This window comes from Pseudomonas sp. LBUM1640 (assembly GCF_059716225.1).
On record NZ_CP166816.1, the window covers coordinates 5,611,689 to 5,635,522 of the forward strand.

The 23,834-nt window shown below is 59.8% G+C and carries 18 protein-coding genes and 2 tRNA genes; 11 read left to right on the top strand and 9 right to left on the bottom strand.

What is annotated here, in order from left to right; all coding sequences use genetic code 11:
- Window positions 1-102 precede the first annotated feature (102 nt).
- Entirely contained in the window at window positions 103-1,110 is a 1,008-nt protein-coding gene (locus ACA065_RS24850; protein ID WP_497691935.1) for a DUF481 domain-containing protein, read from the bottom strand.
- Window positions 1,111-1,243: 133 nt separating this feature from the next.
- On the opposite strand from ACA065_RS24850, the gene ACA065_RS24855 reads away from it, so the two are divergent.
- The 4 genes from ACA065_RS24855 to ACA065_RS24870 all read left to right on the top strand — a co-directional run bounded on the left by ACA065_RS24855 (window position 1,244) and on the right by ACA065_RS24870 (window position 7,197).
- Complete coding sequence (locus ACA065_RS24855) at window positions 1,244-1,606, top strand: MGMT family protein (protein ID WP_497691936.1); 363 nt, start codon at window positions 1,244-1,246, stop codon at window positions 1,604-1,606.
- Between the two features lie 43 nt (window positions 1,607-1,649).
- Window positions 1,650-3,182 carry an AmpG family muropeptide MFS transporter gene (locus ACA065_RS24860; RefSeq protein ID WP_497691937.1) on the top strand — a complete coding sequence of 511 codons (1,533 nt, stop codon included), beginning with the start codon at window positions 1,650-1,652 and terminating at the stop codon, window positions 3,180-3,182.
- A 1,325-nt stretch (window positions 3,183-4,507) separates the two neighbouring features.
- The gene (locus ACA065_RS24865; RefSeq protein ID WP_497691938.1) at window positions 4,508-6,223 is read left to right on the top strand and encodes a proline--tRNA ligase; all 1,716 of its coding nucleotides are present in this window, start codon (window positions 4,508-4,510) and stop codon (window positions 6,221-6,223) included.
- A gap of 20 nt (window positions 6,224-6,243) precedes the next feature.
- Complete coding sequence (locus tag ACA065_RS24870; protein WP_497691939.1) at window positions 6,244-7,197, top strand: hypothetical protein; 954 nt, start codon at window positions 6,244-6,246, stop codon at window positions 7,195-7,197.
- Between the two features lie 131 nt (window positions 7,198-7,328).
- Here the strand turns inward: ACA065_RS24870 and dinB are convergent, their stop codons facing one another.
- The gene (gene dinB / locus ACA065_RS24875; RefSeq protein WP_497691940.1) at window positions 7,329-8,387 is read right to left on the bottom strand and encodes a DNA polymerase IV; all 1,059 of its coding nucleotides are present in this window, start codon (window positions 8,385-8,387) and stop codon (window positions 7,329-7,331) included.
- A 280-nt stretch (window positions 8,388-8,667) separates the two neighbouring features.
- Here dinB and ACA065_RS24880 point away from each other — a divergent pair.
- From ACA065_RS24880 to ACA065_RS24895, 4 genes are all read left to right on the top strand, one after another.
- Window positions 8,668-8,744 (top strand) — tRNA-Met (locus ACA065_RS24880).
- Between the two features lie 206 nt (window positions 8,745-8,950).
- A tRNA-Met gene (locus tag ACA065_RS24885) sits at window positions 8,951-9,027 on the top strand.
- Between the two features lie 279 nt (window positions 9,028-9,306).
- The gene (gene mprF, locus ACA065_RS24890) at window positions 9,307-11,949 is read left to right on the top strand and encodes a bifunctional lysylphosphatidylglycerol flippase/synthetase MprF (protein ID WP_497691941.1); all 2,643 of its coding nucleotides are present in this window, start codon (window positions 9,307-9,309) and stop codon (window positions 11,947-11,949) included.
- Window positions 11,949-13,235 carry a virulence factor family protein gene (locus ACA065_RS24895; protein ID WP_497691942.1) on the top strand — a complete coding sequence of 429 codons (1,287 nt, stop codon included), beginning with the start codon at window positions 11,949-11,951 and terminating at the stop codon, window positions 13,233-13,235. Before mprF ends, ACA065_RS24895 begins: the two co-directional genes overlap by 1 nt.
- A 176-nt stretch (window positions 13,236-13,411) precedes the next feature.
- Here the strand turns inward: ACA065_RS24895 and recJ are convergent, their stop codons facing one another.
- Window positions 13,412-15,121 (bottom strand): single-stranded-DNA-specific exonuclease RecJ, encoded by a 1,710-nt coding sequence (gene recJ / locus ACA065_RS24900; RefSeq protein WP_497691943.1) that lies wholly within the window; start codon window positions 15,119-15,121, stop codon window positions 13,412-13,414.
- 172 nt (window positions 15,122-15,293) lie between these two features.
- On the bottom strand, window positions 15,294-15,836 hold the full coding sequence (locus tag ACA065_RS24905; RefSeq protein WP_497691944.1) for a YaeQ family protein: 543 nt from the start codon (window positions 15,834-15,836) through the stop codon (window positions 15,294-15,296).
- Window positions 15,837-15,985: 149 nt separating this feature from the next.
- On the opposite strand from ACA065_RS24905, the gene ACA065_RS24910 reads away from it, so the two are divergent.
- Window positions 15,986-17,185, top strand: a complete 1,200-nt coding sequence (locus tag ACA065_RS24910; protein ID WP_497691945.1) for a CaiB/BaiF CoA transferase family protein — start codon at window positions 15,986-15,988, stop codon at window positions 17,183-17,185.
- Complete coding sequence (locus ACA065_RS24915) at window positions 17,185-18,069, top strand: TIGR02285 family protein (protein ID WP_497691946.1); 885 nt, start codon at window positions 17,185-17,187, stop codon at window positions 18,067-18,069. Before ACA065_RS24910 ends, ACA065_RS24915 begins: the two co-directional genes overlap by 1 nt.
- A gap of 182 nt (window positions 18,070-18,251) precedes the next feature.
- Here ACA065_RS24915 and ACA065_RS24920 read toward each other — a convergent pair whose 3' ends face one another.
- On the bottom strand, window positions 18,252-18,536 hold the full coding sequence (locus ACA065_RS24920) for a DUF3509 domain-containing protein (protein ID WP_497691947.1): 285 nt from the start codon (window positions 18,534-18,536) through the stop codon (window positions 18,252-18,254).
- Between the two features lie 314 nt (window positions 18,537-18,850).
- Between ACA065_RS24920 and ACA065_RS24925 the strand changes: the two genes are divergently transcribed.
- Window positions 18,851-19,051, top strand: a complete 201-nt coding sequence (locus ACA065_RS24925) for a hypothetical protein (protein WP_497691948.1) — start codon at window positions 18,851-18,853, stop codon at window positions 19,049-19,051.
- An 87-nt stretch (window positions 19,052-19,138) separates the two neighbouring features.
- Here the strand turns inward: ACA065_RS24925 and thrC are convergent, their stop codons facing one another.
- The 4 genes from thrC to xerD all read right to left on the bottom strand — a co-directional run bounded on the left by thrC (window position 19,139) and on the right by xerD (window position 23,827).
- Window positions 19,139-20,548, bottom strand: coding sequence for a threonine synthase (gene thrC, locus ACA065_RS24930; RefSeq protein ID WP_497691949.1), 1,410 nt, complete (start codon window positions 20,546-20,548; stop codon window positions 19,139-19,141).
- A 66-nt stretch (window positions 20,549-20,614) separates the two neighbouring features.
- A complete protein-coding gene (locus ACA065_RS24935) occupies window positions 20,615-21,919 on the bottom strand; it encodes a homoserine dehydrogenase (RefSeq protein WP_159959606.1) in 1,305 nt (434 codons plus the stop codon).
- Window positions 21,920-22,040: 121 nt separating this feature from the next.
- Window positions 22,041-22,778 carry a thioredoxin fold domain-containing protein gene (locus ACA065_RS24940; RefSeq protein WP_497691950.1) on the bottom strand — a complete coding sequence of 246 codons (738 nt, stop codon included), beginning with the start codon at window positions 22,776-22,778 and terminating at the stop codon, window positions 22,041-22,043.
- 152 nt (window positions 22,779-22,930) lie between these two features.
- Window positions 22,931-23,827, bottom strand: coding sequence for a site-specific tyrosine recombinase XerD (gene xerD, locus ACA065_RS24945; RefSeq protein WP_497691951.1), 897 nt, complete (start codon window positions 23,825-23,827; stop codon window positions 22,931-22,933).
- Window positions 23,828-23,834 lie beyond the last annotated feature (7 nt).

Sequence of the window (23,834 nt, forward strand, 5' to 3'; positions counted from 1 at the left end):
GTATGACTCCTCGGGTATTCAGCCGCCCATTTCATATGGGAATGGATCTCAACACAAGGTAATCAATATCGGTGCAGGTTGCCAGAGTGCCCTGTGCAGGTTTTACCAGGCCACGCCAAACCCTGCGGTGTAACGGGTTTTGCTCAAGCTGCTTTGCGACTCGCCACTGATGATGTCGCGTTCAGCCTTGAGGTTGAGCGAAGCCCATTCGGTGACTTTGTAGCGCAGGCCCATTTCCGCATCCAAGTTGTACTCGGAAGGCCCATCAACAGGCTTGCCCACCTCACCGTTGGTGAAGAATTCCACGGTCTTGCCCACCAGATAGCGGTTGTAGTTCCACTTCATGGCCAAGGAGTAGAAGTTGGAATTGCCGCCATTGGCATATTCGTAATCGGTGCGGTTGACCAGCGAGCCGAGGGAGAACGCGCCCAGTTCATCGTCCCAGAACTGATAGCCCGGGCCTGTACCGACGGTGCGCTGGCGGGACAAGTCTTCCACCTTGTCGCGCTTGTAGGTCAGGCGACCCTGCCAGAACCAATGCTCGGTGAGGAAGCGGTCCAAGTCATACTCCAACGCCCAGTTATCGGTGGTGGTGACGTCGTCCTGGAACTCGCGGTTGTACTCGCCCTGGCCGGTATGACGCCACTGGCCGTGACGGGCGGTGGTCTTGAAGTCGATGTCGTAGTCGTTGGTGTCTTTGTCGGCACGCTTGTAGTCGAGCGCCAGGTCGACGTTGCCCTTCCACACCAGGTCTTCGATCACAGGCTTGGGCTTGAGGATTTGCTGGATGCTGGCCAGCTCCACGGTCTTGGGGGCTTCGCCATTGGCCAGGACCACCTTGCCATCCTCCGCCGCCTTCAAGGATTTAGCTTTCTCGCCGGTGTAGGCGTCCTGTTTGACCAACAGCTCCTGGTCGCTTTCCAGGGTTTTAACCTGCTTCCAGTCCACCGGGATCGCCCCTGCGTAAGCGGTCTGAATCAGCAACTTGCCACCGTCGAAGACCTTGATCTTGCCGGTCAGGCGGTCACCGTTCTTCAACCAGACGGTGTCGGCGAGCAGGGGCGTGGAGGCGCTGAAGACAGCGAGGCACAGCAGGGTTCTGGACAACATAAGCGTATTTGGGGCTCAGAGTTGGCGAAAAAGGGACGTTATCGTGTTAGATAGCTAGGACTGACTCAAGTATTTATGTTGAGTTCACTTCTCATCCATATGATTACAGACGTTTCCGACAAAGCCCCCGACGATGCCCACAAAGCCCCCACTCGACGACGCACCTCAAACCCCGGCCGAAATGCGCCGCACGGCGCTGTACCTGACCTTGGCGCAAGTGCCTGAAGGCTGCGTGGTGAGTTACGGCGAACTGGCCCATTTGGCCGGGTTGGGCCGCGCCGCCCGCTGGGTCGGGCGCACGCTGAGCCAGTTGCCTGCGGACACTCGGTTGCCCTGGCACCGGGTGTTGGGTGCCGGCGGTCGGATAAGTCTGCCGGTGGGCAGTGCCTCAGGCGACGAGCAACGTGCGCGTTTACGCACTGAAGGCGTCAGTATCCTGAACAATCGCGTTGATATTCAGCGTCATGGCTGGCGCCCGGTAGAGCACAGCGGTTAGAGTGCGCGCTTTGTTTCCGCAAATCTGAGGCAGACTCCAGCCCATGCCCCGTAAAACCTGGCGCGCCGCGCTCGCCGCCTATGCCAGCCCCTCGACGTTAGTACTGTTGTTGCTCGGCTTCGCCGCCGGCTTGCCTTACATGTTGGTGTTCTCGACGCTTTCAGTGTGGTTGCGCGAGGCCGGTGTGGCCCGCGAGACCATCGGCTATGCGAGCCTGATCGGCTTGGCCTACGCCTTTAAATGGGTCTGGTCGCCGCTGCTCGACCAATGGCGCTTGCCGCTGCTCGGCAAACTCGGGCGTCGTCGTTCCTGGCTGGTGCTGGCCCAAACGCTGGTGATCCTCGGGTTGATCGGCATGGGCTTTTGCGACCCGCAAAAACACCTGTCCTGGCTGATCGCCATTGCCGTAATCGTCGCCTTCGCTTCGGCTACCCAAGACATCGCGGTGGACGCCTATCGCCTGGAAATCGCCGACGACAGCCGCCAGGCGGCCCTGGCTGCCAGCTACATGTCCGGCTATCGCATCGCCGCCCTGCTGGCCACGGCCGGTGCACTGTTCTTTGCCGAAGGCTTCGGCTCGACCGGCTTCAACTATAAGCACTCGGCGTGGACCGGCACGTACGTGCTGTTCGGCGTGCTGATGATCCCCGCCCTGCTCACCACCCTGTTCATGCGCGAGCCCAACGTGCCACTGCGCACCCAGTTGCAGGCCGGGCGCTACAGCTTCGCGCATCAGCTGGTTTCTGTATTTGTGCTGATTGTGCTGCTGGTGTCGGTCCCGGCGATGTTCACCCAGTTGTACAACACCGATTTCGCCAGCGTGCTGTTCCATGGGGTGAGCGTGTGGGAGCTGTTGATGGAAGACCGCGCCTTCCTGCGCGCCATTTTGTACATCATCCTCACCACGCTATGCCTCTCAGCCATGGGCCGTCGCGGCCTGGCGCCGGTACTGACGCCGGTCAACGACTTTATCCTGCGCTACCGCTGGCAGGCGTTGCTGTTGCTCGGGTTGATTGCGACCTATCGCATGTCCGACACGGTGATGGGCGTGATGGCCAACGTGTTCTACATCGACCAAGGCTTCACCAAGGACCAGATTGCCGGGGTGAGCAAGATCTTCGGCCTGATCATGACCCTGCTCGGCGCCGGCATGGGCGGCCTGTTGATCGTGCGCTTCGGGATCCTGCCGATCCTGTTTATCGGCGGCATCGCCTCGGCCGGCACCAACCTGCTGTTCGTGATGCTCGCCGACATGGGCCCTGACCTGCAGATGCTGATCTTCACCATCTCCCTGGATAACTTCAGCTCGGGCCTGGCCACGTCGGCGTTTGTCGCCTACCTGTCGAGCCTGACCAACCTGAAGTTCTCCGCAACCCAGTACGCGTTGCTCAGCTCGATCATGCTGTTGCTGCCGCGCCTGATTGGCGGCTATTCGGGGGTGATGGTGGAAAAGTTCGGGTATCACAACTTCTTCCTGATCACCTGCCTGCTGGGTGTGCCGACGCTGTTCCTGATTGCCTTGCACTGGTTTCAGGAAAATCGACGGATTCGGTTGAACCCACCCGCCGAAGACTGACCCTGTGGGAGCTGGCTTGCCTGTGATAGGCATAGGTATCTACGCAACGCTTTGTGTGGTGCTGAGCCTGTGATGGGGTTAGGTCGATTGAGTACATATCCGTTGCTGCGGTAACGGCCGCTTAGGGTTTCGCTCTTACAGCGAGTCACTTTTGGCAAACGCCCCAAAAGTAACCAAAAGGTCTTTGCCCCACCACTCGGTGCCTCGCTAAGGCTCGGCATGCCCTCACTCCGGCTTGAATCCGTGGGCCGCCGCGATGGGCCATCCTTGGCCCAGCGCGGCTAACCCGGCGTCCTGCCGGGTTACCCACGGATTCAAGCCTGCGTTCGGCCATCGTGGTTAACGGGGCCTGTCAGATCAAAATCAAAAGCAGATCAAAAGCAGAGCACGGCGGCCTAGTAGCCGACCTGAGTGGTTGAAGCAAAAGCAGGGCAACAGCACAGCAAAAACAGATCAGAAGTAGAGCTGCTTTTCTGTGGGAGCTGGCTTGCCTGCGATGCAGACACCTCGGTACATCAGGCAAACCCAGTTGATGCCTTCGCAGGCAAGCCAGCTCCCACATTGACCGAGTAAACACACACCTACCTGATGTACTGAGCTCAAAATGTGGGAGCGGGCTTGCTCGCGAATGCGGTGGGTCAGTTACAAATAAGCTGACTGATACACCGCCATCGGGAGCAAGCCCCTCCCACATTTAACCCAGTTCAGCTTCCAAGAGCAGGTCGGCTGTCAGGTCGCCTTGGCTTTGCTTTTGATTCAACCACTCAGGTCGGCTACTAGGCCGCCGTGCTGTAGATCTTGATCTTGATCTTGATTTTGATCTTAGGCGCCCCGTCAACCACGCTGGCCGAACGCAGGCTTTGGAGCGGGGGTAAACCGGCAGGACGCCGGTTTAGCCGCGCTGGGCCAAGGATGGCCCATCGCGGCGGCCCCCGCTCCAAAGCCTGTGTGAGGGCACACCGAGCCGGAGGCGAGGTGCCGAGTGGTGGGGCAAGAGCCTTTTGGTTACTTTTGGGCTCTTTTCAAAAGTGACCCGCTGTAAGAGCGGAACCAATAGCGGCCATCACCCAAATAACGGATATGCCCCTCAGCGGCCCCCGCCACCACCACAAAACTAAATTCGTAAAAAAGATGTGTAGATACCTATGCAGCGATGCAGGCACCTCGGTCTACCTGATACACCGAGGTGCCTGCATCGCGGGCAAGCCAGCTCCCACACAACCCGCTCTCACAGACAGCTCTGCATTCTGATGCCTGTACTCCAGTAGCAACCGCCCGTACAATCCCAAGTCATTTCAAGTCCAAGCAACCGACAACGGCCTACCATGCGCACCAGTCAATATTTGCTCGCCACACAGAAAGAAACGCCTTCCGACGCGGTAGTGATCAGCCATCAGTTGATGCTGCGCGCCGGCATGATCCGCAAACTGGCTTCCGGCCTGTACACCTGGCTGCCCATGGGCTTGAAGGTGATGCGCAAGGTCGAAGCCATCGTTCGTGAAGAAATGAACGCCGCCGGCTCTCTGGAAGTGTTGATGCCGAGCACCCAACCGGCTGAGCTGTGGCAGGAATCCGGGCGCTGGGAAGAATACGGCCCTGAATTGCTGCGCTTCAAGGACCGTCATGGCCGCGATTTCTGCGCCGGCCCGACCCATGAAGAAGTGATCACCGACCTGATGCGCAACGAGCTGAGCAGCTACAAACAGCTGCCGCTGAACCTGTATCAGATCCAGACCAAATTCCGTGATGAAATCCGCCCACGCTTCGGTTTGATGCGCGGTCGCGAGTTCATCATGAAGGACGCGTATTCGTTCCACGCCGACCAAGCTTCCTTGCAGGTCACGTACGACCGCATGCACAAGGCCTACTGCAACGTGTTCACGCGCCTGGGCCTGAAATTCCGCCCGGTTGAAGCGGACAACGGTTCCATCGGCGGCGCCGGCTCCCACGAGTTCCACGTGCTGGCCGAGTCCGGCGAAGACGATATCGTGTTCAGCAACGCTTCCGACTACGCAGCGAACATCGAGAAAGCCGAAGCCGTGCCACGGGAAACCTCCCGTCCAGCACCGACTGAGGAGCTGCGCCTGGTGGATACGCCAGAAACCAAGACCATCGCGGCGCTGGTGGAAAAATTCAATCTGCCGATTGAAAAGACCATCAAGACCCTGATTGTGCGCGCCGAAGAAGAAGGCAAGCTGATCGCCCTGGTCATCCGTGGCGACCACGAGCTCAACGAAATCAAAGCCGCCCAGCAACCTGGCGTGGCCAGCCCGCTGGTCATGGCCACCGATGCCGAACTGCGCGACGCCATTGGCGCCGGTGCCGGCTCGCTCGGCCCGTTGAACCTGCCGCTGCCGATCATCATCGACCGTTCGGTTGAATTGATGAGCGACTTCGGTATCGGCGCGAACATCGACGACAAGCACTACTTCGGCGTGAACTGGGAACGTGACCTGCCGGTTCCGACCGTGGCCGACCTGCGCAACGTGGTGGCCGGCGACCCGAGCCCGGATGGCAAGGGCACCCTGGAAATCAAGCGCGGCATCGAAGTCGGGCACATCTTCCAGTTGGGCAACAAGTACAGCAAGGCGATGAAGTGCGAAGTGCTGGGCGAGAACGGCAAGCCGATCACCCTGGACATGGGCTGCTATGGCATTGGCGTATCCCGCGTGGTGGCAGCTGCCATCGAGCAGAACAACGACGAAAAAGGCATCATCTGGAGTGACGCCCTGGCGCCGTTCCAGGTTGCCCTGGTGCCGCTGCGCTATGAAACCGAGCAAGTACGCGAAGCCACCGACAAACTGTATGCCGAACTCACGGCGGCCGGTTTTGAAGTGCTGCTGGATGACCGGGACAAGAAAACCAGCCCGGGCATCAAGTTCGCCGACATGGAACTGATTGGCATCCCGCACCGGATCGTGGTCAGTGACCGCGGCCTGGCCGATGGCAATCTGGAATACAAAAGCCGGACCGAAGCCGAAGCCCAACCGTTGCCGGTGGCTGACGTGCTGTCTTTCCTTCAGGCGCGTATTCGTCGCTGAAAACCAGATCAAGAGAAGTCATGTTCAAGCGAAACACCAGAGCCCTGGGGGGCGCCGCCTTGTGCGGCGCCCTGCTGGTCAGCGGCTGCGCCAACCAGATGTCGCAACGCAGTGAGCACGAGGAGCGGGTCGAGCGAAAGTTGCTCGACCACAGCCTGCAGATCGATGTAGGCGAACCTAAAGTGCTGGAGCTGCCGCAACGCCGGGTTCGCATTCACGAGCAGAAGACCTTTGAGGTCACCGAATACGAAGTCACCCGCCGTTACGATCGCTACACCCCTTACCAACCCTGGCGCAAACTCTACGAAATGCCCTTGGGCGCGGTCGCTTTGGTGGCGGGCGCGGGGGCCAACGTGGCGAATATTTTCGCCCTCGGCAACCTGCCCACCAGCATGACGCGTGACTGGCTGAGCTACGGCGTGGACGGCATCAACCCGTTCATGAACGTGCAATCCCATGGCCGCGCGCAACAGAACCTGGCGGGTATCGATGAAGTCCAGCGCGACAAGCGCACGGAGTATTCGAGCCTGCCGTGGAGCGAACGCCCGGTACAGGTCACCGCCGGCAAGCAAACCCATGAGCTGACCACTGACCGCAATGGCGTACTGCGCCTGAACCTGCTGGACAGCCCATTCGCCGAGCAGGACTTGAACCGCATCAGCACCTTGAAGATCAGTGTGGAAGATGGCCAGGACGACGTGCATTCGGACTCGACCCTGGCAATCAGCAACACCCTGCGCGGCAAGTTGCTGGAGGCCCATGGCCTGATCTACGACGATCTGGAAGACGATGAAGTCAACCAGTGGGTGCACCGGGTCAAACGCCTGTCGGAGTTGGGCCTTGAAGAAGAAGCCAGCGAACTGGAACAAAGCCTGATCGAACTGACCCGCAATGATCCCGAGTTGCAGCAGGAATTTCTGCAGGCATTGACCAAGGATGCCGGGCGATTGGTGGCGGACCCTGGGGCTCGCTAGGACCTCAAGACAGGTAAAGATCTAAATGTGGGAGCGGGCTTGCTCGCGAATGCGGTGTATCAGTGATGAATGTATCGACTGACACGGCGCCTTCGCGAGCAAGCCCGCTCCCACAGTTGGCTCCCGGTTTTTTACCAAGAGAATTCTAGCTGCTCATTACCGCTGCTAAGATCAAGCAACCGCACCCCAATCCCCAACAAACGCACCGGTTTCCCCCCACGATTGAACGCCTGGGTCAACAGCTGTTGATAACTCTCCAGGTCCCGCCCTGCCCCAGCCTGCTCCAAGGTCGTCTGGGTAAAGTCATGAAACTTCACTTTCACAAACGGCTTGCCCGCACGATAGCTGCTGTCGATACGCGCCATGCGCCCGGCCAGGGTTTCCATCAGTTCGGGCAGTTTCGCCAAGCAACTTGAGAGGTCAGGCAGGTCTACGTCGTAGGTATTTTCCACGCTGATGGACTGTCGGCGGCTGTCGTTCTGCACCACGCGGTCATCAATCCCACGGGCCAGGCTCCACAGACGCTCGCCAAAACTGCCGAATTCACGCACCAGTGCCAGCTTGTTCCAGTCGCGTAACTGCAGGCAGTCTTCAATGCCCAGGCGCGCCAGCTTATCGGCCGTGACCTTGCCTACGCCGTGCAACTTATTAACCGGCAACTGCGAGACGAAGTCTTCGATCTGATCCGGGGTAATTACAAACAGGCCGTTGGGCTTTTTCCAGTCGCTGGCGATCTTGGCCAGGAACTTGTTCGGCGCGACGCCTGCGGACACGGTGATATGCAACTGGTTGGAGACCCGGCGACGAATATCCTGGGCAATACGCGTGGCACTGCCGCCAAAATGCGGGCTGTCCGAGACATCCAGGTAGGCTTCATCCAACGACAGCGGCTCGATCAGGTCGGTGTAATCGCGAAAGATCGTCTGGATTTCCTTTGACGCTTCCTTATAAGCATCCATCCGTGGCTTGACGATGGTCAGGTCCGGGCACAGCTTCAACGCGTGGCGTGACGACATGGCCGAACGCACCCCATACGCCCGCGCCTCATAGTTGCAGGTGGCAATCACCCCTCTTCTGTCCGCCGAGCCACCGACGGCCAGAGGCTTTTGTGCCAGGCTCGGGTCGTCGCGCATCTCGATGGCGGCGTAGAAGCAATCACAGTCGACGTGGATGATTTTGCGCTGCGTCATATAAACAGAGGGTGTAATCCAACGGGTGGCCAGTATCGCACTCACCCCTGTATATAGCACCAGTAGTTTGATTCTTCCGCTTCAGTGGTAGGAAATTTCCAAGATGAATTTATTTTCTCAATCGAAATCAGGCTGCCGATAGAGCCGAAACCCTCGGCCCGACTGGGCCCGAGCCCCTTCAAGAGCCTTCTTGGAGACCTAACCGATTGAACCACAAGCGCTTTTCTTCTATTCACAGGTTGACACACTCGCGTTCCTCTGTAGAATGCCGACACACAGACGCGGGATGGAGCAGTCTGGTAGCTCGTCGGGCTCATAACCCGAAGGTCGTCGGTTCAAATCCGGCTCCCGCAACCAAACATCAAAAAAGGCTACTCGAAAGAGTGGCCTTTTTTGTGCGCGTCTGTTTTACCTCTGTACGAAAATCGTAAGACAAAAAATCTTTACCCATCGCGCACTTACCGAACAAGGTCGGCGCATAACGGCTAATTCACACTTATTTGACCCATCTGGCCATTAACGGTTGACACCTCGCCGTTGCGCTGTAGAATGCCGCCCACAGACGCGGGATGGAGCAGTCTGGTAGCTCGTCGGGCTCATAACCCGAAGGTCGTCGGTTCAAATCCGGCTCCCGCAACCAAACATCAAAAAAGGCTACTCGAAAGAGTGGCCTTTTTTGTATCCGGTGAAAAAGTTCTTCTGAAACAATGGCATGGCATCTTTCATGAAACCGTATACGGTTTGTAGAGTCCATGTCTTTGCAAGCTATGCTCAATGCTCAAGCGCTTCCCTCTACGACCAATGGCCGCTGTCGCCGCACCCGGCGATACGCGTTAATATTTGTAATTATTTTGTCCATAGGGATTGGTAACTTGGCTGGATACCTCCATCCTGTCGCGCACAATCCACGAGGTGATTGATGCGCGCCAACTCGTCTGAACCACAAGACACCGTCACAGCGACACAACCGATCACACCCACCCGTTTGCGTTGGCTGGACCTGTTGAGTAAATACCGTCAGCCCATCGGGTTGGCCGTTACCCTGTTGCTGTTCGCAATCGCCCTGATCGCCTGCCGACACCTGCTGTTGGAACTGGACCTGTACGCTCTCCACGACTCGATCCTGGAAGTGCCCAAGCCCGCCCTGCTGGGTGCGTTTGCGGCGGCGGTGGCCGGTTTCATCATTCTGCTGGGTTATGAATTCTCCGGCGCGCGCTATGCCGGGGTGAAACTGCCCGCCAAAACCTTGGCCCTGGGTGGCTTCACCGCCTTTGCCATCGGCAACGCCATTGGCCTGTCGATGCTCTCCGGCGGTTCGGTGCGCTACCGTTTATATGCACGCCATGGCATTGGGGCTTCAGAAGTCGCGCACATGACCGTGTTCGCCAGCCTGGCCCTGGGCACTGCGCTGCCGCCATTGGCCGCACTGGCCACATTGAGCAATTTGCCGGCCGCATCGACCTATCTGCATCTATCACAGGGTTTGCTCGGCGGCATTGCGGGTGCGGTGTTGCTGCTGTCGGTCGCGCTGTGCATCGGTATTTATCGGCGCCGCCTGCCGGAACAACCCTACCCCGACAACCTGCTGGTCAAAGCCGGGCGTCGCACCCTGCGCTTGCCGGGCCGACGCCTGACGTTCCTGCAACTGATCATCACCGCGCTGGACGTCGCCGCTGCCGCCACCGTTCTTTATATGCTGCTGCCGGAAGCACCGCCATTCGGCCCCTTCCTGCTGGTGTACCTGCTGGCCCTGGCCGCCGGTGTACTCAGCCATGTACCGGGCGGTGTGGGTGTATTCGAAGCGATTCTGCTCGCCGCCTTTGCCGACAAGCTGGGTGCCGCGCCATTGGCCGCCGCCCTGCTGCTGTACCGCATGATCTATGTGGTGCTGCCGCTGTTGATCGCCTGCGTGTTCCTGCTGGTCAACGAAGCTCAGCGCCTGTTCCAGACCCAGCAAAGCCTGCGGGTCGCCTCAGGCCTGGCCGCACCGGTGTTGGCCGTACTGGTTTTTTTGTCCGGCGTGGTCCTGCTGTTTTCCGGCGCAACGCCGGAAATCGACTCACGCCTGGAAAACATCGGCTTCCTGATTCCCCACCGCCTGATTGATGCCTCGCACTTTGGTGCCAGCCTGATCGGCGTGCTGTGCCTGTTGCTCGCCCAGGGCCTGCGTCGGCGGTTGTCGGCGGCCTGGATGCTGACCATGGTGTTGTTGCTGACCGGCGCCCTGCTCTCGCTGCTTAAAGGCTTCGACTGGGAAGAAGCCAGCCTGATGACTATGACGGCGGTGCTGCTGGCGATCTTCCGGCGCTCGTTCTACCGTGCCAGCCGCCTGACCGAGCTGCCCTTCTCGCCGCTGTACCTGGTGGCCAGCGTCTGCGTGCTGGGGGCTTCCATCTGGTTGCTGCTGTTCGCCTATCAAGACGTGCCTTACAGCCATCAACTGTGGTGGCAGTTCACCCTGGACGCCAACGCCCCACGCGGCTTGCGCTCGTTGCTGGGTGCAGCGGTGCTGCTGGTGATCGTGTCGCTGACCTGGCTGCTGCGCACTGCACGGCCAGTGATCCACCTGCCGACTCCGGATGAGTTGGAACGTGCCACCAAGATCCTGATGGCCTCGTCCCAACCCGACGGCGGCCTGGCGCTGACTGGCGACAAGGCGCTGCTGTTTCACCCCAACGATGAAGCCTTCTTGATGTACGCCCGTCGCGGTCGCAGCCTGGTGGCCTTGTACGACCCGATCGGCCCGACCCAACCGCGCGCCGAGATGATCTGGCAGTTCCGTGACCTGTGCGACATCCACCACGCCCGGCCGGTGTTCTACCAGGTACGCGCCGAGAACCTGCCGTACTACATGGACATCGGCCTCACCGCGATCAAGCTGGGCGAAGAAGCCCGCGTCGACCTGAAACGCTTTGACCTGGAAGCCAAGGGCAAAGAGATGAAGGATTTGCGCTACACCTGGAACCGTGGCACCCGGGACGGCCTGTCCCTGGAGATCTTCGACCCGGGCCAGGCGCCGATGGATGAACTCAAAGTCATCTCCGATGCCTGGCTGACCGGCAAGAACGTACGGGAAAAGGGCTTCTCCCTGGGCCGTTTCAGCGACGACTACCTCAAGCACTTTCGTATCGCAATCATTCGCTTCGAAGGGCGCCCGGTGGCCTTCGCCAACCTGCTCGAGACTTACAACCACGACCTGGCCAGTCTCGACCTGATGCGTGCGCACCCGGACGCGCCGAAGCTGACCATGGAATTCATGATGGTTGGCCTGATTCAACATTATAAGAACCACGACTACGCCCGCTTCAGCCTCGGCATGGTGCCATTGTCGGGCTTGCAACCACGCCGTGGCGCCCCGCTGACCCAACGCCTGGGCTCGATGGTGTTCCGCCGTGGGGAGCAACTGTATAACTTCCAAGGTTTGCGCCGCTTCAAAGATAAGTTCCAGCCTGACTGGGAACCCCGTTATATGGCCGTGCCCGCAGGACTTGATCCGCTGGTGGCACTGGCCGATACCGCCGCCCTGATTGCGGGCGGCTTGACTGGATTGGTGAAACGCTGATGATTCGACGCTCCTGGCGGTATGTATTGGCCTTTGTAGTGCTGCTCGCGCTGATCGCGGCGGGTGGCTTTTGGTACTGGAACCGCCCTGCCCCGCAACCGACCCTGGAACAACTGCCCCAGGCCGACGGTTCGGTGATGACCCGCGTGACGCCTAACGGCTCGGCCAAAGCCCGAGTGGCCGTGGCCGTAATGGCCGATGAAACCCTGACCGACAGCCAATTGATTGCCTTGAGCCAGGGCGGCTCCGCGCAAATCGTCCAAGTGATCCTGCCAAAGGATGACTGCAAGTTGCAGGAACAAGCCCTGCAAAGCGCATTGGGCCAGCTTAAAGGCCCGGCGACCCTGGTCAGCGGCATCGGCCCTGGCGCAGCCCTCGCCTGGCGCTGGCTGGCCACACAGAACGATGACAAAGCCAACGCCATCTCCGTCGGCTTCGCCCTGGTGCAGGAAGGCTGCAAGGACCCGCTGCCGAAAACCGCCGCCCACGGCAATTGGCTGGTGGCGTGGAACGACAACCCTGACGATGAAAGTGCCAGTTTCGTACGCGATACACCGCGCGCGACTACCAGCATCAGCGACTACGACATTCACTACCCGCAAGTGCTGAACAATGAACTGCGCAAGCAACTGGTGGGTTCGGACAATGGCGGCCTGGCGATCCCGGTGGTCGAAGTGCCTGCCGGGCAGGCCAAGGACACCGTCACCCTGTTCCTCTCCGGCGACGGCGGCTGGCGCGACCTGGACCGCGACGTAGCCGGTGAAATGGCCAAGATCGGTTACCCGGTGGTGGGCATCGACACCCTGCGCTACTACTGGCAGCACAAGACCCCGGAACAGAGCGCCAAAGACCTCACCGAGCTGATGCAGCACTACCGGCAGAAATGGGGCACCAAGCGCTTCGTGCTGACCGGCTACTCATTCGGCGCTGACGTACTGCCGGCGATCTACAACCGCATGCCGGAAAACGAACAGCAACGTGTGGACGCGATCATCTTGCTGGCGTTCGCACGTACCGGCAGCTTTGAGATCGAAGTGGAAGGTTGGCTGGGCAACGCCGGCAAAGAAGCCGCGACCGGCCCGGAAATGGCCAAGCTGCCGGCTGACAAAGTGGTGTGCATCTACGGTGCCGAAGAAGTCGACGAGAGCGGCTGCACTGACAAGACCGCTGTGGGCGAGGCTGTGAAGCTGCCTGGCGGGCATCACTTCGATGAAAACTACCCGGCGCTGGCACAGCGGCTGGTGGATATCATCGTGAAGCATCAGGCCAAGGATAAAGCTGAGTAATCCCAGGCTGTACACAAAACAAAATGTGGGAGCGGGCTTGTTGTGGCGAGGGAGCTTGCTCCCGCTGGAGTGCGTAGCACTCCCAGGATTTTGGGGGCGCTTCGCACCCCAGCGCAAGCAAGCTTGCTCGCCACAAAAGCCCGCTCCCACATTTGTTTTTGCAGTGTTGTTTAGATTCAGCGCGGTTCGATATGCGCAATCATCAACTGCACAGTTTCATTACCACGAAACTCGTTCACATCCAGCTTGTAGGCCAATTCCACCCAACGCACTGTCGGGTTAGGCCAGACCTCACGGTCCACACCAAACGCAATGCCATCGAGCTTCACGGAGCCGCATTCGCTCTTGAGCACCACCTTCAGGTGCCGCTCCCCCACCACGCGCTGCTCGACCAGCTGAAACACACCGTGAAACAACGGCTCAGGAAAGTGCTGCCCCCACGGCCCCGCATGCCGCAATGCGCGCGCCAGTTCCAGGTGAAACTCTTCCACGGCCAACGTGCCGTCAGACAACAGGCGACCGGTGAGGTCTTCCTCGCGCAGTTGCCGACGCACTTCGGCGTCAAAGGCTTCGGCAAACAGTGGGAAGTTCGCCTCAGGCAAGGTCAGACCCGCCGCCATCGCGTGGCCGCCGTATTTGGCGATCAGGTTGGGATGCTGGCTGGCGACGACTGCCAGGGCGTCACGGATGTGAAAACCCTGCACAGAGCGCCCTGAGCCCTTGAGCAGGCCATCACCGGCGTCGGCAAAGGCGATGGTCGGGCGGAAATACCGCTCTTTCATCCGCGACGCCAGAATACCGATCACGCCTTGGTGCCACTCCGGGTCGAACAGGCACAAACCGTAAGGCATCGATTCCACCGGCAAGTCCTTGAGCTGGGCGAGTGCCTCGCGCTGCATGCCCTGCTCGATGGATTTGCGGTCCTGGTTCATGCCGTCCAGTTGCGCCGCCATTTCCCGCGCGGCAGCGACGTCGGTGGTGAGCAGGCATTCGATGCCCAGGCTCATATCGTCCAGTCGCCCGGCGGCGTTCAACCGTGGCCCGAGGATAAAACCGAGGTCGGTGGAGGTGATGCGGGCGTGGTCGCGCTTGGCAACTTCAAGGATCGCCTTGATCCCCGGCCGCGCACGACCGGCGCGAATACGTTCCAGGCCTTGGTGGACCAGGATGCGGTTGTTGGCGTCCAGGGGCACCACGTCGGCGACACTGCCCAAGGCCACCAGGTCGAGCAATTCGCCGATGTTCGGCTGGGGCTTGTTGTCGTACCAACCGAGGCTGCGCAACCGCGCGCGCAAGGCCATCAGCACGTAAAAGATCACGCCTACGCCGGCCAGCGCCTTGCTGGGAAACTCACAGCCGGGCTGGTTCGGGTTGACGATGGCGTCTGCCGCCGGCAACTCATCGCCCGGCAAGTGGTGGTCGGTGACCAACACCTTCAACCCGGCAGCCTTGGCCGCCGCCACGCCTTCGACGCTGGAGATACCGTTGTCCACGGTGATCAGCAACTGCGGCTCGCGCTGCAGCGCCACCGCGACGATTTCCGGGGTCAGGCCGTAGCCGTATTCAAAGCGGTTGGGTACCAAGTAGTCGACATGGGCTGCACCGAGCAAACGCAGGCCCAGGGTGCCCACGGTGCTGGCCGTGGCGCCATCGGCGTCGAAGTCACCGACGATGAGGATGCGCTGGCGCTGCTCCAAGGCCGTCACCAGCAGGTCTACAGCCGCATCGATACCCTTGAGCTGCTGATAGGGAATCAACCGCGCGAGGCTCTTGTCCAGCTCGGCCTCCGACTGCACCCCGCGTGCGGCGTAGAGACGGGTCAACAGCGGTGGCAATTCACCGAGAAACGGCAGGACAGCGGGCAACGGGCGAGGATCGATACGCATGGGGTGAGAGGTGCTTCTCTGCTAATACAGCGGTTAAACGACAATTCAGACATCAATAGAGATCAACGGTGGGAGCTGGCTTGCCTGCGATGCAGACGACTCGGTGAATCAGTTACACCGCGGCGATGCTTTCGCGAGCAAGCCCGCTCCCACACAAGCAGCGCCTACAGCTTCAACCGCGCTCGCCAACCAGCCACTGCAGTTGCACTTCGTGCTGGCCGCGGTCATCGGTCACAAAAATGGTGCCGTCAGTGATCATCACGTCCCACTTGATCACGCGGGGCATGTCCTTGGCCAGGGTCTCCAGGACTTCCTGCGGCACGGCGGCGATGTGTACGTTCTTCAGGTTGTTGGCCACTGGCACCACTTTGCCTTCCCACACACGCAAGCTGCCATAGGCCAGCAGGCTGGTGCGTTCGGTGCGACGCGAGCACCAGGTCAGACGGTCGGCGTCAGGCTGACCCACTTCAATCCAGTGCAGAACCCGATCATCCAGGCTCTTTTCCCACAGGGCAGGCTCGTCTACATCTGACAGGCCACGACCAAACGCCAACTGCTCGTTGTACCAGAGGGCGTAGGCCAGCAGGCGCACGGTCATGCGCTCTTCGGTTTCCGAAGGGTGGCGGGCGATGGTCTGTTTGACGCTCTCGTACACCGAACGATCGAGGTCGGTGAGGTTGAGTTCGAATTTGTAGGTCGTGGACGGCTGGGCCATGAACGGGCTTCTAGAGACAGGGAAAGGCGGCCAGTCTAACCGATGGCGGGGCCAATCAACGAATACTGCGCTGCATCATCCTTATCCCTGGGCCGCTCGCCTATGTTAAAAGGCATCACACCACCGCCCAACGCTTGCTAAGGATCCTCATGTCGTTTAACGCCAAACCGCTTGCCGGCCTGAAAGTCATCGAACTGGGCACCCTGATCGCCGGCCCGTTTGCATCACGTATCTGTGCCGAGTTCGGTGCCGAGGTGATCAAGGTCGAATCCCCGGACGGCGGCGACCCGCTGCGCAAATGGCGCAAGCTGTATGAGGGCACGTCGTTGTGGTGGTTTGTGCAGGCGCGTAACAAAAAGTCGCTGACACTCAATCTCAAGCACCCCGATGGCCTGGCGATTCTCAAACAGTTGCTGGCGGACGCCGACATCCTGATTGAAAACTTTCGTCCCGGCGTGCTGGAAAAACTCGGCTTAAGCTGGGAAACCCTGCATGCCCTGAACCCGAAGCTGGTGATGGTGCGCCTTTCGGGCTTTGGCCAGACCGGGCCAATGAAAGACCAGCCGGGGTTCGGCGCGGTGGGCGAGTCCATGGGCGGCCTGCGCTATATCACCGGTTTCGAAGACCGCCCGCCGGTGCGCACCGGGATTTCCATCGGCGACTCGATTGCCGCCTTGTGGGCGGTGATCGGCGCGCTGATGGCGCTGCGTCATCGTGAAGTCAACGGCGGCAAGGGCCAGGTGGTGGACGTGGCGTTGTATGAAGCTATTTTCGCGATGATGGAAAGCATGATCCCGGAGTTCGATGTGTTCGGTTTTATCCGCGAGCGCACTGGCAACATCATGCCCGGCATCACGCCGTCGTCGATCCATACCAGCGCCGATGGCAAGCATGTGCAGATTGGTGCCAATGGCGATGCGATCTTCAAGCGTTTCATGAACGCTATCGGCCGTGAGGACTTGGCCAATGACCCACAATTGGCGAGCAATGACGGACGTGACAGTCGCCGCGATGAGCTATATGGGGTGATCGACCGCTGGGTCAACTCGCTGCCACTGGACCAGATCGTCGAGCAACTCAACACGGCAGAAGTGCCCGCCAGCCGCATCTACAGCGCTGAAGACATGCTGGGCGACCCACAGTTTCTGGCGCGGGAAATGTTTCTCAAGGCTCAGTTACCGGGCGGTAAGGACTTCAAGATGCCGGGGATCGTGCCCAAGCTCTCCGACACACCCGGCAGTTGTGAATGGGTCGGCCCGCAGTTGGGCGAACACAACAGCGTAGTGCTCAATGCGTTGGGTTATGACGCGACAGCCATTACCCGCTTGCGTGAGGATGGCGCAATCTGATGGCTCGCCCGTACAAGCGCCGGTTCATTCATCTGTGCCTCGCCGGCGTGATGTTCGGTGCGTGGCCATTCTTTGCGCACGCCGAAGAAACCTTGATTTGGTTGCTGCGCGACTTGCCGCCAATCACCCTCTTCGAAGGCCCACAGAAAGGCCAAGGGGCCCTGGATCAGTTGCTGCCGATACTCAGCGAACGCCTGCCGGAATACCGCCACACCGTCATGCACGTCAACCGTGCGCGCGGCATTCAAATGTTGCGCGGGCCCTCTCTCACCTGCGACCCATCGCTACTGTGGACAGCGGAACGCGCCAAGTATGTGGTGTTTTCCGCCCAGGCATTTGTGGCGGTGGCTAACGGGGTGACCCTGCGACGAAGCCAGCAGCAAGCAATGGCGCCGTTTATTGTCGAGGGCCAATTCGATCTGCAAGCCTTTCTTGGCTCCCATACAGCGCGGATCGGGGCAACGGCCGAGCGCAGCTACGGCCCGGTCATTGATGAACAGCTCAAAGGTGTCGACTCACACACCCTGGCACTCCATTACGGCAATGACGCCCTTGGGAGCCTGTTGCAAATGCAGCGCCTTGGGCGACTGGAGGCGGTTCTGGGCTATTGGCCAGAAATTCGCTATCACGCCAAGCAACAGGGCATCGCCGCCCAGGACCTGATGTTCTACCCCATCAAAGGCTCAGCGCCTTACCAGCGTACGCATATCGGTTGCTCGGACACGCCGCAAGGTCACCAGGCCATGAAGCGGATCGACCAGGTATTACGCGAGATCCCACAGGCGCAGCTACAGCAGTCCTACGCTTCGTGGTTGGACCCGGCCATGCGTGAACAGTATTTGCGCGACAACCCGAGCTTTTTCCAGGATTCCCCGGAGCGCTGAGCAATCCCAGGGCAAATCGCAGGCAAAAAGAAACCCCGAAGAGTGGGGAGACACTTCGGGGTTAAACGTGGCCTACAAAGACCAGTACAACAAGCCACAAACACCGGAGCACAATGCTTGCTCTTGCTGTTACAAAATCTGACCGGCCATGCCGTGGGAAGTTTCCCCGGATAAACAATTCTTCATGCAACGGCGCTATTGCGGGTCTGGGCAGCGTTGCGCAATGCGGCAATGACGGAAGGCTCCAGGCGGCCTTCGGCGATTTTCAGGTCGCGCAGCAGGCAATCCACCACATCCACCAGCACGCGCTTATCGGTCAATTGCGCGCGGTCGACATCACGCTCCACAACGATGGCACCGGCCGGGTTCTTCACAGTCACCAGGCACTCGCCCTGCACACCCGAGGTGGTCAACGTAACCTGATAAGGGCTCAGTGCTTCTTCGAGCAATAGGCTGATACTTTCCATCTCGATCACCACTCAATAGTTCGGGAACAATCGTTTCAACGGCAGCTGCATCTATCCTAAGTGACTGGTTATGACGTAGGAAAGTTCGCTTTATCGTCTTTATGGGGTCGTCAGGGAGTGACGTTAACCAGCATGCGCTTGCAACATGACAAGCAAAAAACGGCCGCACATAACTGCTTACGCAAAGGGTGGCTGTTTTGGCGGTTTGCGCAGGCTCGCACAGAGGGTGAATCCTATACTCGGTGAGCGCTAATCCGTCTGCTGTGCAGAAAAGAGCGCACATCAAAAGGGCCCACTACTCAAGGACAAATACAATGCTGGAACACGATAAAGAACAGGCTGTGCTAGAGAAGATACATGCTGACATCTCACGCATCTATGCCGAACAACGCAAACTCAATGCGGAAGCTCACAAGATTACCCGAGAGAATTTCTGGTACCCAATGGGCGTCGTCATGGCCATGTTTACGGTATTCAGCACCGTCGTAGCCCTTGCGCAGAAACTACTCGCGTAAACGTTCGCACCAGGTAGGCCTGCCTTAAACAAAAAACGCCGCTGACCCAAGGCAGGGAAAGCGGCGTTTTTGTCTGCGCGGTTCGCCTTACAACGGCTTGCCACGATTCCCGTGCTGGCTCACAAACGCCTGCACAGTCTTCAAGTCATTGGCCAACACCGTGCAACGCTCTTCGCGTTCGAACAGGTCAGCCAAGTGCTCCGGCAATTCCAGCGCCTTGCCCACACCCGCCTTCTCCACCGCTTCCGGAAATTTAACCGGGTGAGCCGTGCCGAGAATCACCATCGGAATGTCCTGGCTGCGACGGCATTCGCGCGCGGCCTTCACGCCGATAGCGGTGTGCGGATCCAGCAGCTCACCGGTCTGGGCATAAACTTCAGCGATGGTTTCGCAGGTCTGCTCATCGTCCACAGCCAGGGAGTCGAACAGTTTGCGGGTTTCGGTCCAACGCTCTTGTTCGACGCTGAAACCGCCACCGCTCTTGAAGCTGCTCATCAGTTCGGCCAGGGCCGCGCCGTTGCGACCGTGCATGTCGAACAGCAGACGTTCGAAGTTCGACGAGACCATGATGTCCATCGACGGCGACAGCGTGGCGTGCAGGGTTTCCTTGACGTACTGGTTGCCGCTCATGAAGCGGTGCAGGATGTCGTTGCGGTTGGTGGCGACGATCAACTGGTTGATCGGCAGGCCCATGTTGCGTGCCAGGTAGCCGGCGAAGATGTCGCCGAAGTTGCCGGTCGGCACCGAGAACGACACCGAACGCGCCGGGCCGCCCAACTGCAGGGCTGCGTGGAAGTAGTAAACGATCTGGGCCATGATCCGCGCCCAGTTGATCGAGTTCACCGCGACCAGGCGCGTGCCTTTGAGGAAGCTCTGGTCGGCGAAGCTGTTCTTGACCATTTCCTGGCAGTCATCGAAGTTGCCTTCGATGGCGATGTTGTGGATGTTCTCACCAAAGAGGGTGGTCATCTGGCGACGCTGCACTTCAGAGACGCGCTTGTGCGGGTGCAGGATGAAGATGTCGACGTTTTCGCAGTGCTTGCAACCTTCGATGGCCGCCGAGCCGGTATCACCAGAGGTGGCACCGATGATCACCACGCGCTCGCCGCGCTTCTCAAGCACGTAATCGAGCAGGCGACCGAGCAGTTGCAGGGCGAAGTCCTTGAAGGCCAGGGTCGGGCCGTGGAACAGCTCAAGTACCCATTCGTTACCGTTCAATTGGCGCAACGGAGCGATGGCGCTGTGGGAAAACACGCCGTATGTTTCTTCCAGAATTTTTTTGAAATCCGCATCCGGAATGCTGCCGGTGACGAACGGGCGCATCACCCGGAAGGCCAGCTCGTGGTACGGCAGGCCGGCCCAGGAGGCGATTTCTTCCTGGGTGAAACGTGGCAGGTTTTCCGGCACATACAGGCCGCCGTCAGTGGCAAGGCCTGCGAGCAAAACGTCTTCGAAATTCAGGGCCGGTGCCTGGCCGCGGGTGCTGATGTAACGCATGACTGGCTCCTCTAAAACATTCTCGAACAGAGGCCGCCGAACGCTCGGGGCCCCTGGATCAAATCGTTAGTTCAAGTGTTCGACGCGAATCCGCACCACCGGGCCGACCACGCCTTGCAGGGCTTCCAGGGCGGCGATGGCATCGTTCATGTGCTGCTCGAGCACGCGGTGGGTCAGCAGAATCATCGGCACCTGGCCGTTTTGCTCCTCGACTTCCTTCTGCATGATCGACTCGATGTTGATACCGCGCTCCGAGAGGATGCTCGCGACCTGGGCCAACACGCCAGGATGGTCCTGGGCCTGGATACGCAGGTAGTAAGCGCTTTCGCACGCCTCGATCGGCAGGATCGGGTGAGCCGACAGCGAATCGGGCTGGAAGGCCAGGTGCGGCACACGGTTTTCCGGGTCACTGGTCATGGCGCGAACCACGTCCACCAGGTCGGCGATCACCGAGGACGCGGTCGGCTCCATGCCGGCGCCGGCGCCGTAGAACAGGGTGGAACCGGCAGCGTCACCATTGACCATCACCGCGTTCATCACACCGTTGACGTTGGCGATCAGGCGGTCGGCCGGGATCAGCGTCGGGTGCACACGCAGCTCAATACCCGCTGGTGTGCTGCGCGCTACGCCCAGGTGCTTGATGCGGTAGCCCAGGGCTTCGGCGTAATTCACGTCGGCAGTGGTCAGCTTGGTGATGCCTTCGGTGTAGGCCTTGTCGAACTGCAGCGGGATACCAAAGGCAATGGACGCCAGAATGGTCAGCTTGTGCGCGGCGTCGATGCCTTCCACGTCGAAGGTCGGGTCGGCTTCGGCGTAACCCAGCGCCTGGGCTTCGGCCAGCACGTCTTCGAAGGTACGGCCCTTCTCGCGCATTTCGGTGAGGATGAAGTTACCGGTGCCGTTGATGATGCCGGCCACCCAGTTGATGCGGTTGGCGGACAAGCCTTCACGGATCGCCTTGATCACCGGGATGCCACCGGCCACGGCGGCTTCGAACGCAACAATCACGCCCTTCTCGCGCGCCTTGGCGAAGATCTCGTTACCGTGCACGGCGATCAGCGCCTTGTTGGCGGTGACCACGTGCTTACCGTTTTCGATGGCCAGCAGCACCAGGTCACGGGCCACGGTGTAGCCGCCGACCAGTTCGATGACGATATCGATTTCAGGATTGGTGGCCACGGCGAAGACATCGTTGGTAATCGCAATACCGGTCGTTTGGAACTGAGGCTTTGGCGAACGCGTGGCAATTTGCGCCACTTCAATCCCACGCCCTGCACGGCGGGAAATTTCTTCAGCATTACGCTGAAGTACGTTGAAGGTGCCGCCACCGACGGTCCCTAACCCACAGATGCCTACTTTGACCGGTTTCACTGAAGAACTCCCCATGAAACGGCCGACTCAAGGTCGGCCGTGAAAAACAGCCGCACAACTGCGGCTCTCAATTAATGCCCCGTCGACTGTTCGGCGGGGCAGGTCGTCAAAGGCTCGACGATTACTGCTGACTCGCACCCAGTGCCAGTTTGGCAACTTGTGGCGCCGGCTGGTAGCCCGGAATCACTTGGCCGTCAGCCAAAACGATGGCCGGTGTACCGTTCACGCCAATCGACTGGCCCAAGGCAAACTGCTTGGAAACCGGGTTGGCGCATTTGGCCGCCTTGATTTCCTTGCCATCGACCATTTTGTCCATGGCCGCTTTCTTGTCGGCCGAGCACCACACCGCCTGCAACTGCTCGTCACCCGGCGAGCCCAGGCCCTGGCGCGGGAACGCTACGTAGCGTACTTCCACACCGAGCTTGTTCAGCGCAGGCACTTCGGCATGCAGCTTGTGGCAGTACGGGCAGGTGGTGTCGGTGAACACGGTGATGTGGGTTTTGGTCTCGCCAATGGCTGGGTAAACCACGGTTTCAGCCACGGGAATACCGTTGATCAGCTTCGACACACCGAGGCGCTCGGCTTTCTCGGTGAGGTTGACCGGCTTGCCATCTTTCAACTGGAACAGGTAGCCCTGGACGATGTACTGGCCATCGGCACTGGCATACAGCACGCGGCTGCCCTTGAGCTTGACTTCATACAGGCCGGCCATCGGGCTGGCACTGATGCTTTCGATGGGTGTGTCGAGCGCCAGGTTAGCCAGACTCTTGCGAATCGTTTGCTCGGCGGCGTCATCGGCGACAACAAAGGTGGAAACCAACGCAATCGCTGCGGCGGCAATAATCTGGGTCAAGCGCATGGGAACTCCTGAAGGCAGATGCAGGGACGGGCGTGGAACGCCGATCTGTAAATACGGGCTGAGGCCGTCCCCTTTGCTAACCGGCAAAGCCTACCACAGTTGGGCCGGGGGGCAGACTGCGGCAGGCAAATTGGGCCTTTTCCGACGGAATTTTATCCGCGCGGGTGATGCTTGGCGTGCATGTCCTGCAGACGCGCGCGCGCGACATGGGTGTAGATCTGGGTTGTGGATAAGTCACTGTGCCCCAGCAGCATTTGCACGACGCGCAAATCCGCACCGTGGTTGAGCAAATGCGTTGCAAACGCATGGCGTAACGTATGCGGCGAGAGCGCCTTGCCTATCCCGGCCACCTTGGCCTGGTGCTTGATACGGTGCCAGAAGGTCTGGCGGGTCATCTGCTCGCCGCGCAGGCTGGGGAACAGCACATCACTGGGCCGCCCACCGAGCAATTCGCCGCGCGCATCACGCATGTAGCGCTCGACCCACACAATCGCCTCCTCGCCCATCGGCACCAACCGCTCCTTGCTGCCCTTGCCCATCACCCGCAGCACACCCTGGCGCAGGTTGACTTGCTCCAGGGTCAGGCTGATCAGCTCGGTCACGCGCAGACCGCAGGCGTAGAGCACTTCGAGCATGGCGCGGTCACGTTGGCCGATGGCCTCGCTCAGGTCGGGGGCAGCGAGCAAGGCATCCACGTCGGCTTCCGACAGGGATTTGGGCAATGGCCTGCCGAGTTGCGGCATATCGATTTGCAGGGTCGGGTCAACGATGATCAGTTTTTCCCGCAGCAAGTAGCGATAAAAACCACGTACGCCGGAGAGAAATCGTGCCGTGGAGCGCGGCTTGTAGTGCTGCTCCAGGCGCCAGGCCAGGTGGTCGAGGATCAATTCGCGGCCGGCATTGATCAGTTCGAGGTTTTTTTCCTGCAACCAGCCATTGAACAGGGCCAAGTCACTGCGATAGGCCTGGCGAGTGTTTTCCGACAGGCCTTTTTCCAGCCACAGGGCGTCGAGGAAGCGGTCGATCAGAGGGTGGTCAATGGCGGGCATAGAGGCT

Coding starts and splice junctions, on each gene's coding strand:
- recJ (WP_497691943.1), bottom strand. CDS start 15,121: ATGCGTATCGATCCTCGCCCGTTGCCCGCTGTCCTGCCGTTTCTCGGT.
- ACA065_RS24870 (WP_497691939.1), top strand. CDS start 6,244: ATGTTCAAGCGAAACACCAGAGCCCTGGGGGGCGCCGCCTTGTGCGGC.
- ACA065_RS24940 (WP_497691950.1), bottom strand. CDS start 22,778: ATGCGCTTGACCCAGATTATTGCCGCCGCAGCGATTGCGTTGGTTTCC.
- ACA065_RS24905 (WP_497691944.1), bottom strand. CDS start 15,836: ATGGCCCAGCCGTCCACGACCTACAAATTCGAACTCAACCTCACCGAC.
- dinB (WP_497691940.1), bottom strand. CDS start 8,387: ATGACGCAGCGCAAAATCATCCACGTCGACTGTGATTGCTTCTACGCC.
- ACA065_RS24925 (WP_497691948.1), top strand. CDS start 18,851: ATGCTGGAACACGATAAAGAACAGGCTGTGCTAGAGAAGATACATGCT.
- ACA065_RS24860 (WP_497691937.1), top strand. CDS start 1,650: ATGCCCCGTAAAACCTGGCGCGCCGCGCTCGCCGCCTATGCCAGCCCC.
- ACA065_RS24915 (WP_497691946.1), top strand. CDS start 17,185: ATGGCTCGCCCGTACAAGCGCCGGTTCATTCATCTGTGCCTCGCCGGC.
- mprF (WP_497691941.1), top strand. CDS start 9,307: ATGCGCGCCAACTCGTCTGAACCACAAGACACCGTCACAGCGACACAA.
- ACA065_RS24865 (WP_497691938.1), top strand. CDS start 4,508: ATGCGCACCAGTCAATATTTGCTCGCCACACAGAAAGAAACGCCTTCC.
- thrC (WP_497691949.1), bottom strand. CDS start 20,548: ATGCGTTACATCAGCACCCGCGGCCAGGCACCGGCCCTGAATTTCGAA.
- ACA065_RS24850 (WP_497691935.1), bottom strand. CDS start 1,110: ATGTTGTCCAGAACCCTGCTGTGCCTCGCTGTCTTCAGCGCCTCCACG.
- ACA065_RS24855 (WP_497691936.1), top strand. CDS start 1,244: ATGCCCACAAAGCCCCCACTCGACGACGCACCTCAAACCCCGGCCGAA.
- ACA065_RS24920 (WP_497691947.1), bottom strand. CDS start 18,536: ATGGAAAGTATCAGCCTATTGCTCGAAGAAGCACTGAGCCCTTATCAG.
- ACA065_RS24910 (WP_497691945.1), top strand. CDS start 15,986: ATGTCGTTTAACGCCAAACCGCTTGCCGGCCTGAAAGTCATCGAACTG.
- ACA065_RS24895 (WP_497691942.1), top strand. CDS start 11,949: ATGATTCGACGCTCCTGGCGGTATGTATTGGCCTTTGTAGTGCTGCTC.
- xerD (WP_497691951.1), bottom strand. CDS start 23,827: ATGCCCGCCATTGACCACCCTCTGATCGACCGCTTCCTCGACGCCCTG.